Raw genomic sequence first — 16,204 nt, 5'->3', positions numbered from 1 at the left:
ACTATCTCTGGACTTCTTTGCCGTCAGTTTCGAGCTCGGCCCTCCTGCGCTTAGATTTTTTCCCATTACGTACAGCCAGAATTGCAGCGACTATTCCGATGACGAGAGGAACCCAGGCTTTGGAGTATTCCATAAGAAAAATAAGCCAGTCCGGTGGAGTAATAGTAGGCCAGGGGACGCGCCAGGAAGGAACGGGCAGACTTATCTGGGGTGGGGCAGGCAGGGAAAGAGTAAATTCTGGAACAGGCAGGGCTATCTGGGGCGCATTTATATCGGGAAGACGTTCGACTAGCCACTGCACTACCCTACCCAGCACAGGCATAAGCACCAGCATGGCGAGAAACCAGGCAGAGCGGCCCAAACCGAACAGCAAGGGCAACACAAACCGTCGAGAGGGGCTTCTTTCAAGCGCCTCACGGTAGGCTTCTGACCGGCTACCGGCTGGCACGTCGAGCTCGACATATTCCTTAGCTGTCCCATGTTTATAGGCCACGACCAGCAGCTCATCCAGAAAGTTTGTGGTGAGTTTAAGCTGGGGGTCTGTGGGAACAGCGGTCTTAGCCCGGGAGAACTTTCCGTCTAGAAGGTTCTTCTTGAGTGCAATGCTGGTAGGAGTATGGTCATACCGGCCCACTACTTCACCGTCAACGAGCACCCTCACCCGTTGCTTAGGCCGGTCGATACGTTCGGCGATACGTTCACGGATCTTTGCCCCTACCGGAGACTCGTTAAAGGCGTGCAGTGACTTCTCGTCTGGTTTTTTGATAGGCCAGTCCGGGTCGATCTCGATGAATTCGGCATCAGATCCACGCTCCAGAAGCAGGTGCCCTACCACAGGGTGGTGCAGTTCCCAGCGAAGCATTACTCTTCCCCTCCAGAGCCTTCTTTACCCTCGGAACTTGTGCCCCACTCGTCCGCAAATTTTTTGTGCCAGGGGCTGACAGACACGATATAGATGATGACTACCGCCCAAACGTACCAGCCCGCTCCGTCCGGATAAAAAAGCCTGGAAGCCAGCCACATACAGGCTGCGACCAACAGGCAGAAAGTGAGATTAGGTCGGTAGGTTGCCGCATCGTAGGCAGCAAGAATCGCAAGGACGAGTGGGGTGCCGACCAAAATCGAAGTAATCACCGCTTGCTCAGGCGCAGTCAGCGCTAGAATCCAGGGCGCAAGAATGAAAATGAGCGGTAGAGCGGCAAGAGCTAGGCGGTTACCCCCGCTGCGGCGAGGTTTAGGGGTCTGTTCCTCAGGGCGGTCGTCGTTGACTGTTGTGCTGGTACTCATGTCACCCATTGTAGGCAGTACGCAAAAGCCCCGCAGGTGTGTGGCCTGCGGGGCTTTTGTCATCTCGAAAGAACTCAAGAAACTGAGTGTCTGGTGCTACTCTTCTCAGTTCACTGCTGTATGAACCGGGCAAACCTTCTTGCCTAAGAGCCACCATCAAGTGTGTGTACCTGTAAGACTATACACAGGTTGCCCTTATTTTTCCGCCTTAGAGCGAACTTTTTACCACTTTTTATTCAGCTTCTCTGCCCGCCCACCTTTCCCGAAAGCTTCATGGGAACATAGTGAGCATGTATCGAATCATGACTGTATGCACCGGAAATATCTGCCGCTCCCCCATGGGCGAGTACCTCATCAAGCAGGCTGCCGCCCAAGCCGGGCTCGCTGTAGAGGTCGCCTCCAGCGGCATTTCCAATGAGGAAGAGGGCAATCCCATCGATCGTCGAGCCAAGAAGGTGCTCGATGAGCTCAACATCAATACCGGCTCCCACCGAGCCCAGCAGTTCACCCGGGCCGATTTTGACCGCTACGACCTGCTTCTAGCCATGGACACCAACCATTACCGGGCGCTTAAGCGTATGGCCCCTAACGACGAGGCAGCGGCCAAGGTTAGGCTCATGCGCGAGTTCGACCCGGCTGTCGCAGACCAGCCCCTTGACCGGCTGGGCATCTACGACCCCTGGTACGGCGATATGAGCGACTTCTACGAGACCTTCCAGATGATTCGGGACGCCGTGCCCGGAGTCATCGAGCAGATCCAGACCCACAGCAGTTAGCCTGGGCCGGGTAAGCGGGCAGGGGCGCCCCTGAGAGCTGACGTGGATCGGGGCTGGCGGTGAATCGTGAGGAGCCCCCGGGCGACGAACGAGAGCGGTTGTCAGCGCAAGGGGCGCCCTGGCCGCGTCCGCCCAGCGAGCGCGAACCCTGTGCGCTTTCCTCCTGTTCCCTAGCCCTCAGCCGTCCCCTCACTATCAGCCACGGGTGCGGCGGCGTCCAGGCCGAGGCGGGCGCGTTCGTCCGCGATGATTTGGGCGGCCATCTTGGAGTCGGAGATGTCGACGGCTTCGGCGGCGCCGTCTTTGGAGGCGGAGAGGCGGGCGTATTCGTCGAAGAGTTGGGATTTGAGGCCGAGGAGTTCGATCATGCGTTCGTCGACGGTGTTGGCGCCGAGGAGGCGGTAGACATCGACGGCATGGGTTTGGCCCATACGGTGGGCGCGGGCGATGGCTTGGGCTTCGATAGTGGGTTTGAACTGGGGTTCGGCGAGGATGACGACGGAGGCTGATTGGATGTTAAGTCCGGCGCCTGCTGCGGTGATTTGGGCGAGTAGGACGGAGCCGGGGGCGGCATCTTTGAGCCTGTCGACGGCGGCTTGGCGTTCGACTGGGGGCATGGCGCCGGTGATGGTTCCGATGGTTTTGGTACCGAGGGCGGTTTCGAGGCGGGTGAGGACGGAGAGGAAGAAGGAGAAGACGAGGACTTGGCGGCCTGCGTTGGTGGCTTCTTCGACGATTTCGAGTAGGCGGGTGAGTTTGGCGGAGTCGTCTGCGGCCCAGGCGGCGCGGCGCATGAGGGCGAAGTTGCCTTCGGCGACGGCGGCCCGGTAGGCGTCTGCGTCTGCTGGGGTGAGTTCGAGCCAGTCGCGGTGTTCGGTCATGTCGGGTAGTTCGGAGAGTACGTCTTTTTGGTTGCGGCGTAGGTAGGCGGGGGCTATGCGGGCGCGGAATTCGCTGGCGAGTAGGTTTTCGGCCCCGCCGCCGGCGACGAGGTCGGGTTGTAGGTAGTCGACGAGGGTGACGAATTCTGAGACGCGGTTTTCCATGGGGGTGCCGGAGAGTAGGACGGCGTAGTCGGCGGCTCTCACGAGGTCGGCGACTTTTTGGGAGCGTTGGGCGCTCTTGTTTTTGATGAGGTGGGCTTCGTCGGCGATGACGGCGTCGGCGCGCCAGGTGGCGTCGGCGTAGAGGCGGGCTCCGTCGTAGGTGGTGATGAGTAGGCCGCCGTCGGCTTTCCAGACGGTGAGGGCGGCGTCGCGGGCGTCCCCGTGGGCTAGGTGGGTGGGGATTGTGGTGAATTTTTCGGTTTCGCGCTGCCAGTTGATGACCAGGGAGGCCGGGCAGACGACGATGAAGTGGGTTTTGCCGGTGTTGGTGAGGTGGGTGAGGGCGGCGAGGGTTTGCATAGTTTTGCCCAGGCCCATTTCGTCGCCGAGGATTACTTTTTTCTGGGCGAGCATGAATTTGGCGCCGTAGGTTTGGTAGCCGCGCAGGGTGGCGGAGAGGCCGGTGAGGTTGAGGGGGTATTTGCGGATCCTCTCGAAGATTTCAGCCGGTAGGTAGGCGTCGCCGAGGGTTTCTTTGCCCAGGTAGTGGGCGAGCAGGGCCTGGTGGGTGGCGGGGTCGGCGAGGTAGCCGGCCCAGGCGGCATCGGCGGTGAGCCAGGTGGCTGCGGGGACGGTGAGCGGAGCGAGGTCCCGGCAACGGGCAAGGTCGGTGCGGAGCTGGTTGAGGTCGGTCAGGTCGTCGCCGACGGCCACAAAGAGGGGGCCGGACGCCGGGGTCGGCTGGGTGAGCAGGGGCGCGTAGGAGGCCAGGCGGTCGAAGAGGTCGGAGTCGTTCAGAGCGGCGTCGATGGTACGCAGGCGGTCAAGGCCGATGAGGATTCGTTCGGCGGCGGGGGTGCGAGTTTCACCCAGGTTCTCTTTTTCTTGACCCGCTGCTTCGTCGAGTAGGCGGGTGGCAGCGGCGTAAATCTGGTTGGCGGTGGTTTCACCAATACCGGGTATGCGGGTGAGGGCTGCGGCGCTGCCCTGGGCGAGGACGTCGGCGACGGTAGCTAAGCCAGCGTCTACCAGGGGCGCGGTGCGGACGGTGCCGCTGGTCAGATCACGCAGTTTTTCGACGGGAACGTTCTTGAGGGTGAGGGTGGCCCGTTCTGCTTTGAGGGCCTGCATGTCACCGCTCATACCGGTGAGCAGCTGGGCACGTTCGGGGGTGTTGAGGGCTCCCCATACCGACAGGAAGGCGGCGTGGTCTGCGGTGCTGACTTCTTCCCAGTGCGGGGCGGCCCAGTTTTCCCCGGCATAGCGGGCAAGGGCCGGGGCGGCGGCGTCCTTAATACCTAAGGTGTTGGCGGCGAAGGCCGCATCGGGGGTAAGGGTGGTGAGCTGGTCTGCCTGGGCAAAGAGCGGGGTGAGGCGGGTAAGAGCACCGGAGGCGGACGCCAGCCGCTCAGCAAGGGCTGCACTGGCAGCTTCTGCGGCGCGGCGCTTTTGGCCGCCAAAGAGTCGGCCCAGCAGGCCGCCGCTCCCGGCCTGGATGTCTGCCAGAAGGGCGGGAAGGTTGTCGCCCGCTGCGGCAAGGGTGCGCAGGTCATCGTGCAGGGCGGGGTTTTGGTTGCGCCAGAACTGCTGGGTGAGCCAGGTGGAAAGGTTCTCGATAGAAGCGGGCGCCAACGGGGCGAAGCGGTAGAGGGAGCCGGCGTAGCCCTCGGGCAGGTTGAAGCGCAGGGCGGTGGGGGCGGATAAGGCCGCGAGGGTGGCTTGGCTGCGCTGGCTGGCGTGGAGCAGGGCTGTGCCCTGGGCTTCTTCGGTGCTCATGTGTTCCCCTGGTTGTCGGTGGAGCCTGTTGGCTTGTTTCTCATTATGGCCTAGCAGGTCGCCCCGGTGCGGTAGCCTGAGGGCAGTAGTTATGGCAAAGGCGAAGGAGGCCGGGGTGCTTGAGCTAACGGGGCTAGATTCGCTCGGTGAGGTGGTGGCACAGGCCCACCAGCAGGTGCGGGGTGAGCGGCCGCTACTGGTGGCGATTGACGGACGCAGCGGGTCGGGTAAAACCACCCTGGCTGCTGAGCTGGCTACCTGGTTGAGCAAGCGAGGTATCGCGGCCGAGGTCTTTCATCTAGAAGACCTCTATCAGGGCTGGAGCGGGCTGGCCCAAGCTGCCCTGGTATGGCAGCAGCTTGCCGAGGCCGTGGCGGACGGACGCGCCAGCTCCCCCGAGACTACCCCGCACTGGTTTGGCTGGGATTGGGGTAGCTCTCAGGCAACCGGCCCGCACCCCTTTACCGCTGCCCAGCAGGCGGCGGGCGGCGTGCTCATCGCTGAGGGGGTAGGGGCCCTGACCGGTACCCACGATGTGGGTGTTTTCGTGGAGCTTGATACCGCGTGCCGCAGGCAGCGGGCCCTAGCCCGGGACGGAGAAACCTACCGCCCCTACTGGGACATGTGGGCAGAACAAGAAGCCGACCTGCTGGCAGCCTACGCGAGCGCCTATGCGGGGGCGGGCGTCCGCTATGTTCAGCGGTAGGTCATATTTTTTCATTTCTGCAACATCACATTAGTTTCCCTATCAAATAAGAAACCGGCAGGCGTAGAATGGACGGGTTGAAAACCGCCCCTAAGAGGAAGACCCACCGCCGATGAGCTCAGCCACCACACCTAATCGGGGCCTGCCACCGATTGCAATTATTACCCTGGCGTCACTCACCGCCGTGGGCCCGCTCGCCATTGATATGTATCTGGCAGCACTCCCGGCTATCGCGGTTGATCTAGGGACCACCACCGCTTACGCCCAGCTCACCCTGACCGCCTTCATGGTGGGCATGGGCACCGGGCAGTTTATCGTGGGGCCGCTTTCTGATAAGACCGGGCGCCGTCTGCCCCTGCTCATCGGGGTAACCCTCTGTGCCCTCTCGGCCCTGGTCTGCGTCTTTGCGCCTACCATTGAGCTGTTTATTGCGGCCCGTTTCGTGATGGGCTTTACCGGCTCCATCGGCATGGTGCTAGCCCGCGCTATCGTGGCCGATTCCACCAGCGGTCTGCAGACCGCCCGCCTGATGGGCATCATGATGATGATCAACGGTATCGCCCCGGTCGCCGCCCCGCTCATCGGCGGCTTCGTGCTGGCTCACGGTACCTGGCGCGATATTTTCAAGGTCATTAGCGTCATTATCGCTATTTCCCTGGTGCTGGTTCTCTTTTTCATCAAGGAGTCCCTACCGGCAGACAAGCGCCGCACCGGCTCCCTGCTCTCAGCCTATGCCGGCATTATCGAGGTGGCCCGAATCCGCCGCTACCGGGGGTTCATGCTGACCATGGTGCTGGCCTTCGGTGCCCTCTTTAGCTATATCTCCGGCTCGCCCTACCTGCTGCAAAACGTCATGGGTCTGAGCGAAACCCACTTCACCTACGTCTTTGGCCTGAACTCCCTGGCCATCGTCCTTGCTTCCACCGTGATGACCGCCCTGGTAGGCAAAGTTGCCTTGCGCAAGCTCCTCGTCGTTGGCACCAGCTCCCTGCTGACCGTCAGCCTGCTCCTGCTGGGTTACTTCCTGATGGGCACCCCTTCGCTTGTTCCCACCATGGTTCTGCTATTTGCCTTCACAGCCTCAGTCGGCATGGTCTTTGGTAACGCCTCAGCCCTGGCCCTCGGCGAAGCCCGCCACATTGCGGGCTCCGCGAGCGCCCTGCTCGGCACTGTACAGGCTCTGATGGGTGGCCTAGCCTCACCCCTGGTTGCCCTGGGCGGCAGCAGCGCCTACCTGCCCATGGCCTGCGCGATGGTGGGGTTTGCGGCCCTCAGCGCTCTGAGCCTGGCCACTACGCCGCGGGCCGAGAGCGACTACGCGATTGACCGACCCAAACCCTAGCGAGTATCTACCCCACCGTTAACCGCGCGCCAGGTAGCCCAGCAGTTCTTCGGTCAGTTCCTTATCGGTGGCCACGGGAGTGCCGTTGAGGTGGGTAACCGGTGCCAGCAGGCGCACCGAGGACGCCAGCCACACGGCATCCGCCTCCAGCAGGTCCTGGGGGTAGAGGGGCCCGTAGCCGAGCTCCCACCCGGCTGCGCGAGCGCCCGCAAAGATAGCACCCTGGGTGGTACCGGGCAGAATACCGTGGGCCGGTTCGGGGGTGTAGAGCACCTTCTTCTGCCCCTCGATTTTGGCAACGATGACCGAGGAGGTTGCCCCCTCAAGAATGCGGCGGTCGTCGGTCACCCAGATGGCGTCGTCCGCACCGTGTTTGCCCACGTAGCGCAGTACTGACATATTGATGGCGTAGGAGAGGGTCTTGGCTCCGGCCAGGAGCCAGGGGTAGGCGGAGTCTTCGGCGGGGTCGTGGCCGCGCGGCAGGAGCATAGCCCGCACCCCCTGCTCGCGCTGACGCAGAATCGTGGGTGAGGACGGGGCCACGGTCACCCAGGCGTGGGGGCCGGTTTCAACGGTACCGCGGGAAATGATGATTTTGACGGTGTGCTCTTCACCCAGCACGGTCTGGGGCCCCTGGGCAGCGGCATCGACGGCCAGCTGCACGGCAGCCCGCAGGTTGTCTTCAGCGGGCAGGGGCAGGTCGAGCAGGCGGGCGGAACCGGCCAGACGGGTCAGGTGGGCTTCAAATTTACGGACGCGGCGGTTAGCGGCCAGCATGGTTTCAAAGACGCCGTCGCCGCGGGTCAGCCCCTGGTCTTCGATGTTGATGAGGGGGGCGGTGGCGTCAACCAGCTCACCGGCGGGGTTGGCTTCAGTTAGCATCACAACGGTTGTAGTCATACTTCCAAGCCTAACCCTTAACGCTGATGCTCCCGCGGCAACCTGGCGTTAAGGGCTGCGGGGCGGGAGCACCTGATGCGAGCACCGCGTGCGGCGCGAGCGTTCTTCGAGCCCTCTGGTCGGGAGCTCGAACTCTTTCCCAGTACTACCAGGCGTGGGGTCTGGTGACCGGGTACACGCTTTCACTCTAACGCGGTCGGTGGGGCTTTCTCAAAGATTTTTGGACTTTTTAGGTCATATTTTTACTGCCACACCCAGGTGAGGGTGCCAGCAAGGCCCGATGTCACGTAGCCGATGATGAGCGTTCCCAGACAGCACAGCAGGAAGATCGAATCATCCCTGCTGTAGACGGGAACGCGGGCCCAGGTGCGGGGCCCGGCACCGAAACCACGAGCTTCCATGGTGACAGCCAGGCGGGTGCCGCGCCGGATAGCTTGCACCAGCAGGGCAAAGGTCTGCCCGGCCAGGGTACGGACGCGGCGGAGCAGGGAGTCGCTTGCCCCCAGTCCCCGCGCCCGCCGTGCCTGCCCCAGGGTGTGCCATTCGCTGAACATGAGCCCCAGCAGGCGTAGGGCGGCCAGGGCTGCCAGGACGAAGCGGGCCGGCAGTTTAGCCGTCTGTGCCAGGGAGTCGCCCAGGTGGGTGGGGTCAGTGGTGGTGATAAGCAAGAGGCTGGGCAGAATCAGGGCCAGGCCACGAATCATCAGGGAGATACCCATGGCAAGGGAGTCGGTGGTAATCCAGATAAACCCCACCTGGAGCACCGTCTCCCCCGTTTTATCGGCGATCAGCGAGGTGGACCAGCCGGTGAGCAGGGTGCCAATCAGCAGGGGCCAGAAACGGGCCAACAGGGCGAACGGCTGCACGCCCCAGGCTTTGAGCAGGGCCAGTTCAAGAGCAAAGACCACCAGGGCTGTGCCCCAGTCTTTGATGAGCAGCAGCCCTATCGATAGCAGGAAGGTAGCCAGCAGTTTGGTGCCCGCGTTGAGCTTTCCGGCGCGGCTACGGTGGGCAGGGCCTAGCGCGAAAAGGTCAAGAGCCATGGGTGGGTTCCGCTTTCTGCAGGGTCAGGCGCGTACCGCCGAGGGCCGCTACATAGTCTGTATCGTGGGTTACCGATATAACGGCAAGCCCCCGGTCGAGCAGTTCTTTAATGAGGGTGACGAGCTCGGCCCAGGTGGTGGCGTCCTGCCCGAAGGTAGGTTCATCAAGCACCAGGACAGCCGGTTCGGTAGCCAGGGCTGTGGCTACCGATAACCGCCGTTTTTCACCGCCCGAGAGGGTGAAGGGGTTAGCATCGGCCAGGTCGGTAAGGCGCAGGCGGGCAAGGAGCTCATCGGTGCGGGCAGCCAGCCAGTCTTCATCAATCTTCTCCTTGCGCACACGGGCCAGGTGCCGGGGGCCAAACTCTAGTTCTGCGCGCACGGTGGGGGCAAGGAACTGTTGCTCCGGCTCCTGGAATACCAGACCGATGCGGTCGGCCAGCTCGGCAGCGGGCCAGCTAGCGGGGTCGGAGCTACGGTGCCGGGCGGGTAGACCCGCGGTGAGTGCCTCATGGGCGTAGACCTGCCCAGCAGCCGGGTAGATTAGCCCGGCAAGGGTCAGCGCCAGGGTCGATTTCCCGGCACCGTTGGGCCCCAGCAGAGCCAGGTGCTCCCCGGAAGAAAGGGTCAGATTGATTCCACTAGCCAGGGTGGGCAGATCGAGGGTAGGCACCTGCCCCGCGGCGATAGCGCGGGAGCGCTCCTTACGCTGGCGGCGGGTAGGTAGCTGCCGGGTCAGGCTCACCTCGCGGGCCTCAAGTAGCGGGGAGGGCTCGTCCGTACCCTGCCCGGGGCGGACGTCCGCCCCCACCTGCCCTGCCCGGGGCGGGTGGGGCACATAGCCGGGCACCCACACCCCACCGGCAATGAGCTGGTCGCGGGCCTGTTCCAGCACCTGCGCCGGCGGGCCATCGAAACTGATTCCCCCCTGAGCATCGAGCACCAGCACCCGGTCAACATGCTCTGCCCAAATACCAACCCGGTGTTCAATAACCACCAGGGTAGCTCCCGAAGCGGCAGCGGCGGCCAGGACGGCGTCGCGCACCTCAAGCACGCCCGCCGGGTCGAGGTTGGCGGTGGGTTCGTCCAGGAGCAGGGCACCGGGGTGCATAGCCAAGATACCGGCTAGCCCCAGCCTCTGCTTCTGCCCGCCAGAGAGAGCCGAGGTGGAACGGTCAAGGGGCAGGGAGCCCAAACCGACGGCGTCCAAGGCCCAGGTCACCCGGTCCCAGATATCCTCGCGGGGCACCCCCAGGTTCTCGGGCCCAAAGGCCACGTCATCGCCCACCCGCGCCAGCACCACCGAGCTTTCGGGGTCCTGCTGCATGAGCCCGCAAACCCCGCGGGCCTCGGTGGGGGCCTGCCCGTTGACGGTCAGCTCACCTAGCTGGGTTTGGTCGTCCTCATCAACAAGCAGGCCCGCCATGGCGTGCAACAGAGTCGATTTGCCCGCGCCAGAAGGGCCCACCAGGAGTACCTTCTGCCCCGGGGCAATCTCAAAGTTCAGCCCCGAAAAGGCAGGGGTACCCCGCCCAGGGTGGTGCCAGCCGAAATTACGGGCCACAAAGCGGGCCCCCTGCTCTACCTGCACGCGCCTGCCCCTGCTCTAGGCCTGGGAGCGGGGTGAGGTGCTAGCCCGACGGCGGGCACGGCCAGCGGCCAAAGAATCGAGCACGCCGGTTGTTACCAGGGTGCGGGTGAGAAGCCACGATACCAGACCAGCCAGCAGGGTGCCGGAGATAACGCCGCACACCGCGTAGGTGACAGCCTTGGAGCCTTCAAAGACGCCCGCGTAGTAGATAAAGAGCTCAGAAATACTCATAAAGGCACCGGCAGAAGCACCCGCTAGCAGGGCGGTGCCCAGGTTCCAGACGCGGTAGGCAAAGAGCAGGAAGACCAGCTCGGTACCCAGACCCTGGATAATGCCGGAGATAATGATCGCTACAGAGTAGCTACTGCCCAGCAGCATAGAAATCACCGCAGCCAGCAGCTCGGTGTAGAGGGCAGCGCCGGGCTTACGGATGATATAGCCGCCAAGGACGCCCGCAATCAGCCAGGTGCCGCCCACCAGCGAGGCGTACTCGGGGGCCAGGGCCAAGGCAGTTTGGGCCATGTTGTAGCCGCCGTTATTCCAGGCCCAGAAGAGCACAGCGCAGGCAACAGCCAGCACAGAGGCTACTACAATATCGTTAACGCGCCATGTCAGCGCAGCTTTCTTAGACATAAGCCTTCCTTTGGTGTGGTACAGCAAAGGGGGCATGCACCGGCAGGCAAAAAACCAGCCGTTCTTTTCGACTCCCTAGCGCCGGTACTAACCGGATCAGGTTCGAGGGTCTGCATGTGCACTCTCAGCGCCCCGTGTGGGCGCTCCCCTGTTGTTTCCGCCGTGGGCGGACGTTCCTTCTGAACGCCTTTGTAGTATAGGCAGGTCAGCCGGGCAAAGAAAAGATACAAACTTTTATGACAGAAGCCGCTGCCAGCTGCCCACATTTACACAGTACTGATAGTGTTAGTGCCAGTAGCTCTCTGTAGAGCCTCCATCAGCTACCGAAAGGGAACCTCATGAACCCCCTCATCAAGATCGCAGGAACCGCTGCCTCACTCGGCGGCGTTGCCCTGGCCAACAAGGTCCTGGGCGCGACCTGGACCAAGATTACCGGCAACGAACCCCCCGCCAACAACCCCGATGACGACGAGCGCTGGCGCGACATCATCCTCTGGTCTTTGATTACCGGCCTGGTCGGCACCATCATCAAGGTCAGCATCACCCGCGCCCAGCACAAGATTGAGGCAAAGGCTAGCTCCGGCTCCCAGGCTGAGGTCTAAAACCTAGCTGACAGACCTTCGCCCAAGGCTGATTCCTTTCTTCACTGAAGGGGAACAGCCTTTACTTTTACCCTGACTTAACCGTTTCACGGGCCCAAAGCGGGGGTCGGACCGATAGCATATAGCCATGACCACACCAACGCCCGGTAGCCCCGGCACCACTGCCTCGGCCTCCCGCTCCACTTTCCTAGCCTGGACCCTCTGGGACGTGGGCAACGCCAGCTTCAACGCCATCATGACGACCTTCGTCTTCACGGTGTACCTGACCAGTTCCAGCTTTGGCACTACCAAGCACACCTCAGCCGTACTCTCTGCCGGTCTGACCATCGCCGGTATCTGTATCGCCCTCCTCGCCCCGCTCTCGGGTCAGCGGGCAGATGTCACCGGCCGCCGTGGCCTCTGGCTAAGCGTCAACAGCCTGCTCCTAGTGCTCCTGATGGCCCTGTGCTTCTTCGTAGCTCCCTCCCCCGACTACCTGCTCTGGGGTGTAGCCCTGCTGGCTCTGGGTAACCTGGTCAACGAATTTGCGGTGGTTAACTACAACGCCATTCTGCCTACCATCTCCACCCGCGATACCATCGGCAAAATGAGCGGGACCGGCTGGGCAGCCGGCTACTTCGGCGGTATCGTAGCCCTGCTTCTCGTACTGGTGGGCTTCATTTCCCCCGGCCTACTGGGCATTACAGAGGACAGCGCCCTCAATATCCGCGCCGTTGCCCTTTTCTCAGCGGTCTGGGCTCTTATATTCTCTCTGCCCCTGATTCTTAAGGTGCGCTCCCTGCCGCAGGCGGTACGTCCGGACGCTCCCCGTGTGGGAATCCTTGCCTCCTACAAGCAGCTTATCGCCACCGTCGTCAGGCTCTACCGGCAGGCCCCCACCACCCTCTACTTCCTGGTCTCGTCCGCCATCTTCCGTGACGGGCTCAACGGTATCTTTACCTTCGGCGGCGTGCTCGCGGCAGGATCTTTTGGCTTTAGCACCAACCAGGTCATTATCTTCGCTATTTTCGGCAATATCGTGGCGGGGGCCGGGGCCATACTGGGCGGGTTCTTCGATGACCGCTTTGGCCCTAAGCGGGTCATTATCTTCTCCCTGGTAGCCCTCATCGCGGTAGCCGTCCCCCTGCTGGTCTGGCCGTCCACCACCATGTTCTGGGTCTGCGGCCTCGCCCTATGCGCCTTTGTCGGCCCGGCCCAGTCAGCGGCTCGATCCTATCTGGGTCGCCTGGTCGAGGAAGGCCAGGAAGGTGAAATCTACGGGCTCTACTCCACCACCGGCCGTGCAGCCAGCTTCCTGGCCCCCGCCCTCTTCGGCCTCTTCGTTACCCTCATGGGCAGCCAAATCTGGGGCATTGTGGGTATTGTTATCGTGCTCCTTGCCGGTCTGCTTCTGATGATTCCTATTAAGGATCCTCAGGTCAGCACAGCCAGGTAGGCTACTGCCGCTCTAGGTTCGGTTATCGGGGCGTGGTGTCTCCGCAGGGCTATCTGGCTGACGGGTTACCTTCAGCATTTGCCCATCAACCATGGCCCGCAGAACTGTGTCGAAATCAAGGCGGGCAATCTCTCCGTAGAGCTCAACCATGGCCGCGTAGATAGTGTCTGCCCGCTGGGGTGTCTCTAAGAAAGACCAGATATCCCAGCCGATAATAGAAACTCGCGAAAGCCGCCCTGAGGTCGTCAGCAAGAAGCTATCTCCGATAGCCAAGCCCTCGGTACCGGCAGCCCGCTGGTAGAGCTTTTCGCCGCTGCTACCACCGGTGACAGGTTCAGGGGCACGCAGGTACTCAAAATCTGGTGCGAGCTGTGGAATGTCCAGCTGCCCTGCCAGCAGATCACGGAAGAAGGGCAGAGTCTCAGTAATCTCGCTGTAGGTGAGCTTGATAGCTCCGCCCACGCGGTTCAAGAGACCCGCCAGTTCTGCCAGCCCCTGCGGCATCTGCTGCACCCCCGACGACTGCAAAACAATCATAAACAGGGCTTCGTCTAGGGGCAGACGTTCCCAGCTTACCGATGCTTGGCCGGTCTTATCCCGGTCAAGGATCACCAAATGTGAAAGAGTGTAGCTCTGCTCGGGAGCAGCCACCTTGAGCCCCCGATGAGCGGGGTCGTACTGAACCTTTGGCGCATTTTCCTCTTCAATCACCGAAAGGGGCTTGGGGTAGGGCATGATGCTCAGGTCATCGACGTTGACCACGGCCGTCTCGTCACTGAGGTAGGCAAAAGAGGCCCCCAGCGCGCTGGCTGCGGTGGTTTTACCGGTGCCAGAAGCTGCCACCAGGCCCACAGCTTGCCCGCTCTCTGCGTCGCCTAATACAGCGGCGTGCAAGAGGTGCTTGTTCCCCGCATGGGCTTTGAGCAGGTGCATGGTGACGTGCACCGTAAGGCGCTCGGCTGCAAGCCCCTCGTCAGAGCTATCAATAGTGGTAGTTTCAAGGCCCTTGGGGTAGGCAGCTACCACGTCGGCAGCTGGCCGCCGGGTCAGCACGACCAGGCGGATGTCCTCCGCATGGGCCTCCGTGAGGGGGTCAATAATCTGTGGGGTTAGGGACCCCCAGGCACGCAGGGAGTCCTCCCAGAGCCGGTCTGAAGCGTCCTCAAAGACCACCAGCACCGGAACGTCTGCGGGGTGAAGCAACAGGCCGCGCATGGGGCTCCTTTAGCTGGTCGGGGTATCGGTAGGGATGAGGGTCTTATGGAAGTTCAGGTAGCTGCGCGAGGCGGTGGGGCCGCGCTGGCCCTGGTAGCGGTTGCCGTAGGCTCCTGACCCGTAGGGGTGCTCGGTTGCGCTGGTGAGCTGGAAGAAGCAAAGCTGGCCGACCTTAGAGCCCGGCCAGAGCATAATCGGCAGGGTCGCCATATTCGACAGCTCCAGGGTCACATGGCCCGAGAAGCCGGGGTCGATAAAGCCGGCGGTGGAGTGGGTGAGCAGGCCCAGACGCCCCAGGGAGGACTTGCCCTCAAGTCGGGCAGCAATATTATCGGGCAGGGTCACCTTCTCGTAGGTTGCACCCAGCACGAATTCGCCAGGGTGCAGGATGAAGGGCTCATCGGGTGCCACCTCTACCAGGCGGGTAAGGTCTTCCTGGGCCTGGGAAGGGTCGATGTAGGGGTACTTGTGATTGTCGAAGAGCCTGAAAAAGCGGTCAATGCGCACGTCAACCGAGGCGGGCTGAATCATTGACGGGTCGTAGGGCTCTAGGGCAATTCGCCCGGCATCAATTTCTTTGCGGATATCCTGATCAGAAAATAGCACACTTCAAAAATACCGCACTTCAACAGCACCGGGCTGATGCTCTATATACAGCGTGGCGCAGTACACCCTCTCTTTTGGGGGAAAGAGACGTAGTCTTAAAAGCAAAAACATCTTCCTTCACTCGCACGAAAGCAGACTATGACTCCCCTAGTGCTATGCACGCTCACCATTATTGTGACGCTGGCTGTGAGCGGTTACGCCAAGGCTAAAGAGCCTTCCAGCACGGTTACCGCTATCGTCAATCTCAAGCTAGATCAGTGGCTGCCGGTTAAGCCGATTGCCAGGGTCTTGCCCTGGGCAGAGCTGGCCCTGGCGGCCGTCCTTTTCTTTGCCCCCGGTATTATCCAGATTCTTGCGGCTCTAGCCGCCCTGCTGCTCTTTATTGGTTACTGGGCCGTTATCGCACGGGCTGTGGTCCAGGGTAATACCGCCAGCTGTAACTGTTTCGGGTCAGCTTCTACCGCCCCCGTCTCGGTCTACACCCTGGTTCGCAACACAGCCCTCCTGTTGGCTGCCTGCGGCGCCCTCATCGGGGCCCTGACCACCGGCGGTTCAGCCCTGACCGTGCTCCTGGCCCTCGACGCCAACGGTTGGCTCTGGGTGATTGGTGCAGGCCTGGCCTCGCTGACCCTCTGGGCGATTTACCGCTCTGAGCTGGTTCCTGCTGCCGAGGAAGAGAAGGCCGCACCGGCCCTTGAATCGCCCGTGGATGAGGAGGGCGAGTACGTCCGTACCCCTGTCCCCTTCGCACCCCTCTACTACCCCCACGAGGACCGCTCCCTGCCTGCCGGTTCAGGCGAACAAACCAGCCTGCGTGACCTGGCCCTGCAGCAGGCCCGTGTGCTTTTCTTCGTCTCCCCCGGTTGCGGTCACTGCCACCAGGTCATCGGCAAGATTGACGAATGGCAGCAGCAGCTACCCATGCTTGGCATTCACCCGGTCGTATCAAACGACTCCGATATCGACCGCTTCAGTTTCACCGGCGATATCCAGGCCTTTGTTGACCCCGGCTTTAAAACCCAGCGCATTTTCGGCAACGGCACCCCCAGCGCTGTCGCGCTCGGTGCGGACGGCCTTCTAGCAGGCGGGCCGGTCTTCGGCGGTGGCAGGGTCATGAGCTTCGTCGAAGACATCATTGCTGAGATTAACGCTGACTACGAGAACCATGTAGAGGCAGATGCTGATGCGGACGACAGCCAGCTCACCTCAAACTACGAAATCGTCGCGGATGACCGCCAGTAGTTTC

The 16,204-nt window shown here is 62.1% G+C and carries 15 protein-coding genes and 1 riboswitch; of the genes, 6 read left to right on the top strand and 9 right to left on the bottom strand.

Annotated features, from left to right (window positions below; all coding sequences use genetic code 11):
- Nucleotide 1: 1 nt before the first annotated feature.
- Together ACFP6B_RS01530 and ACFP6B_RS01525 are read right to left on the bottom strand one after the other, a co-directional pair.
- A complete protein-coding gene (locus tag ACFP6B_RS01530) occupies nt 2-862 on the bottom strand; it encodes a hypothetical protein (RefSeq protein WP_377125909.1) in 861 nt (286 codons plus the stop codon).
- Nucleotides 862-1,287 (bottom strand): hypothetical protein, encoded by a 426-nt coding sequence (locus ACFP6B_RS01525; RefSeq protein ID WP_377125906.1) that lies wholly within the window; start codon nt 1,285-1,287, stop codon nt 862-864. The genes ACFP6B_RS01530 and ACFP6B_RS01525 overlap by 1 nt, the downstream gene beginning before the upstream one ends.
- Nucleotides 1,288-1,589: 302 nt before the next feature.
- Between ACFP6B_RS01525 and ACFP6B_RS01520 the strand changes: the two genes are divergently transcribed.
- A complete protein-coding gene (locus ACFP6B_RS01520; protein ID WP_377125903.1) occupies nt 1,590-2,063 on the top strand; it encodes a low molecular weight protein-tyrosine-phosphatase in 474 nt (157 codons plus the stop codon).
- Between the two features lie 170 nt (nt 2,064-2,233).
- Here the strand turns inward: ACFP6B_RS01520 and ACFP6B_RS01515 are convergent, their stop codons facing one another.
- Complete coding sequence (locus ACFP6B_RS01515) at nt 2,234-4,885, bottom strand: DEAD/DEAH box helicase (RefSeq protein WP_377125900.1); 2,652 nt, start codon at nt 4,883-4,885, stop codon at nt 2,234-2,236.
- Between the two features lie 91 nt (nt 4,886-4,976).
- Here ACFP6B_RS01515 and ACFP6B_RS01510 point away from each other — a divergent pair, with 91 nt between their 5' ends.
- Entirely contained in the window at nt 4,977-5,591 is a 615-nt protein-coding gene (locus ACFP6B_RS01510; protein WP_377125897.1) for a nucleoside/nucleotide kinase family protein, read from the top strand.
- 112 nt (nt 5,592-5,703) lie between these two features.
- Nucleotides 5,704-6,933, top strand: a complete 1,230-nt coding sequence (locus tag ACFP6B_RS01505; RefSeq protein WP_377125894.1) for a multidrug effflux MFS transporter — start codon at nt 5,704-5,706, stop codon at nt 6,931-6,933.
- A gap of 18 nt (nt 6,934-6,951) precedes the next feature.
- On the opposite strand, the gene ACFP6B_RS01500 is transcribed toward ACFP6B_RS01505, so the two are convergent.
- From ACFP6B_RS01500 to ACFP6B_RS01485, 4 genes are all read right to left on the bottom strand, one after another.
- On the bottom strand, nt 6,952-7,833 hold the full coding sequence (locus ACFP6B_RS01500; protein WP_377125891.1) for an aminotransferase class IV: 882 nt from the start codon (nt 7,831-7,833) through the stop codon (nt 6,952-6,954).
- A 242-nt stretch (nt 7,834-8,075) separates the two neighbouring features.
- The gene (locus ACFP6B_RS01495) at nt 8,076-8,876 is read right to left on the bottom strand and encodes an energy-coupling factor transporter transmembrane component T family protein (RefSeq protein WP_237205706.1); all 801 of its coding nucleotides are present in this window, start codon (nt 8,874-8,876) and stop codon (nt 8,076-8,078) included.
- Complete coding sequence (locus ACFP6B_RS01490) at nt 8,866-10,467, bottom strand: ABC transporter ATP-binding protein (protein WP_377125888.1); 1,602 nt, start codon at nt 10,465-10,467, stop codon at nt 8,866-8,868. Before ACFP6B_RS01490 ends, ACFP6B_RS01495 begins: the two co-directional genes overlap by 11 nt.
- A 15-nt stretch (nt 10,468-10,482) precedes the next feature.
- Nucleotides 10,483-11,100, bottom strand: coding sequence for an ECF transporter S component (locus ACFP6B_RS01485; RefSeq protein WP_377125885.1), 618 nt, complete (start codon nt 11,098-11,100; stop codon nt 10,483-10,485).
- Nucleotides 11,101-11,155: 55 nt separating this feature from the next.
- Nucleotides 11,156-11,260, bottom strand: a riboswitch (TPP riboswitch).
- A gap of 178 nt (nt 11,261-11,438) precedes the next feature.
- Between ACFP6B_RS01485 and ACFP6B_RS01480 the strand changes: the two genes are divergently transcribed.
- Together ACFP6B_RS01480 and ACFP6B_RS01475 are read left to right on the top strand one after the other, a co-directional pair.
- Entirely contained in the window at nt 11,439-11,702 is a 264-nt protein-coding gene (locus ACFP6B_RS01480; protein ID WP_377125882.1) for a DUF4235 domain-containing protein, read from the top strand.
- Nucleotides 11,703-11,829: 127 nt separating this feature from the next.
- Entirely contained in the window at nt 11,830-13,137 is a 1,308-nt protein-coding gene (locus tag ACFP6B_RS01475) for an MFS transporter (RefSeq protein ID WP_377125879.1), read from the top strand.
- A 12-nt stretch (nt 13,138-13,149) separates the two neighbouring features.
- Here ACFP6B_RS01475 and ACFP6B_RS01470 read toward each other — a convergent pair whose 3' ends face one another.
- Both ACFP6B_RS01470 and dcd read right to left on the bottom strand, forming a co-directional pair.
- On the bottom strand, nt 13,150-14,352 hold the full coding sequence (locus ACFP6B_RS01470) for a hypothetical protein (protein ID WP_377125876.1): 1,203 nt from the start codon (nt 14,350-14,352) through the stop codon (nt 13,150-13,152).
- A gap of 9 nt (nt 14,353-14,361) precedes the next feature.
- Entirely contained in the window at nt 14,362-14,958 is a 597-nt protein-coding gene (dcd, locus tag ACFP6B_RS01465) for a dCTP deaminase (RefSeq protein ID WP_135011219.1), read from the bottom strand.
- Nucleotides 14,959-15,096: 138 nt separating this feature from the next.
- Between dcd and ACFP6B_RS01460 the strand changes: the two genes are divergently transcribed.
- Nucleotides 15,097-16,200, top strand: coding sequence for a MauE/DoxX family redox-associated membrane protein (locus ACFP6B_RS01460; protein WP_377125873.1), 1,104 nt, complete (start codon nt 15,097-15,099; stop codon nt 16,198-16,200).
- The last annotated feature ends 4 nt before the right edge of the window (nt 16,201-16,204 follow it).

This window comes from Rothia nasimurium (assembly GCF_042660305.1).
Classification (GTDB): domain Bacteria; phylum Actinomycetota; class Actinomycetes; order Actinomycetales; family Micrococcaceae; genus Rothia; species Rothia nasimurium.
The sequence above is the reverse complement of the archived record's forward strand: the minus strand, read 5'-3'. Positions and strand labels throughout refer to the sequence as shown.

What these genes read in the sequence shown, in the direction of transcription:
- ACFP6B_RS01525 (WP_377125906.1), bottom strand. Translation starts at nt 1,287, where the DNA reads ATGAGTACCAGCACAACAGTCAACGACGACCGCCCTGAGGAACAGACC.
- ACFP6B_RS01460 (WP_377125873.1), top strand. Translation starts at nt 15,097, where the DNA reads ATGACTCCCCTAGTGCTATGCACGCTCACCATTATTGTGACGCTGGCT.
- ACFP6B_RS01480 (WP_377125882.1), top strand. Translation starts at nt 11,439, where the DNA reads ATGAACCCCCTCATCAAGATCGCAGGAACCGCTGCCTCACTCGGCGGC.
- ACFP6B_RS01495 (WP_237205706.1), bottom strand. Translation starts at nt 8,876, where the DNA reads ATGGCTCTTGACCTTTTCGCGCTAGGCCCTGCCCACCGTAGCCGCGCC.
- ACFP6B_RS01500 (WP_377125891.1), bottom strand. Translation starts at nt 7,833, where the DNA reads ATGACTACAACCGTTGTGATGCTAACTGAAGCCAACCCCGCCGGTGAG.
- ACFP6B_RS01485 (WP_377125885.1), bottom strand. Translation starts at nt 11,100, where the DNA reads ATGTCTAAGAAAGCTGCGCTGACATGGCGCGTTAACGATATTGTAGTA.
- ACFP6B_RS01510 (WP_377125897.1), top strand. Translation starts at nt 4,977, where the DNA reads ATGGCAAAGGCGAAGGAGGCCGGGGTGCTTGAGCTAACGGGGCTAGAT.
- ACFP6B_RS01470 (WP_377125876.1), bottom strand. Translation starts at nt 14,352, where the DNA reads ATGCGCGGCCTGTTGCTTCACCCCGCAGACGTTCCGGTGCTGGTGGTC.
- ACFP6B_RS01475 (WP_377125879.1), top strand. Translation starts at nt 11,830, where the DNA reads ATGACCACACCAACGCCCGGTAGCCCCGGCACCACTGCCTCGGCCTCC.
- ACFP6B_RS01520 (WP_377125903.1), top strand. Translation starts at nt 1,590, where the DNA reads ATGACTGTATGCACCGGAAATATCTGCCGCTCCCCCATGGGCGAGTAC.
- ACFP6B_RS01515 (WP_377125900.1), bottom strand. Translation starts at nt 4,885, where the DNA reads ATGAGCACCGAAGAAGCCCAGGGCACAGCCCTGCTCCACGCCAGCCAG.
- ACFP6B_RS01505 (WP_377125894.1), top strand. Translation starts at nt 5,704, where the DNA reads ATGAGCTCAGCCACCACACCTAATCGGGGCCTGCCACCGATTGCAATT.
- ACFP6B_RS01530 (WP_377125909.1), bottom strand. Translation starts at nt 862, where the DNA reads ATGCTTCGCTGGGAACTGCACCACCCTGTGGTAGGGCACCTGCTTCTG.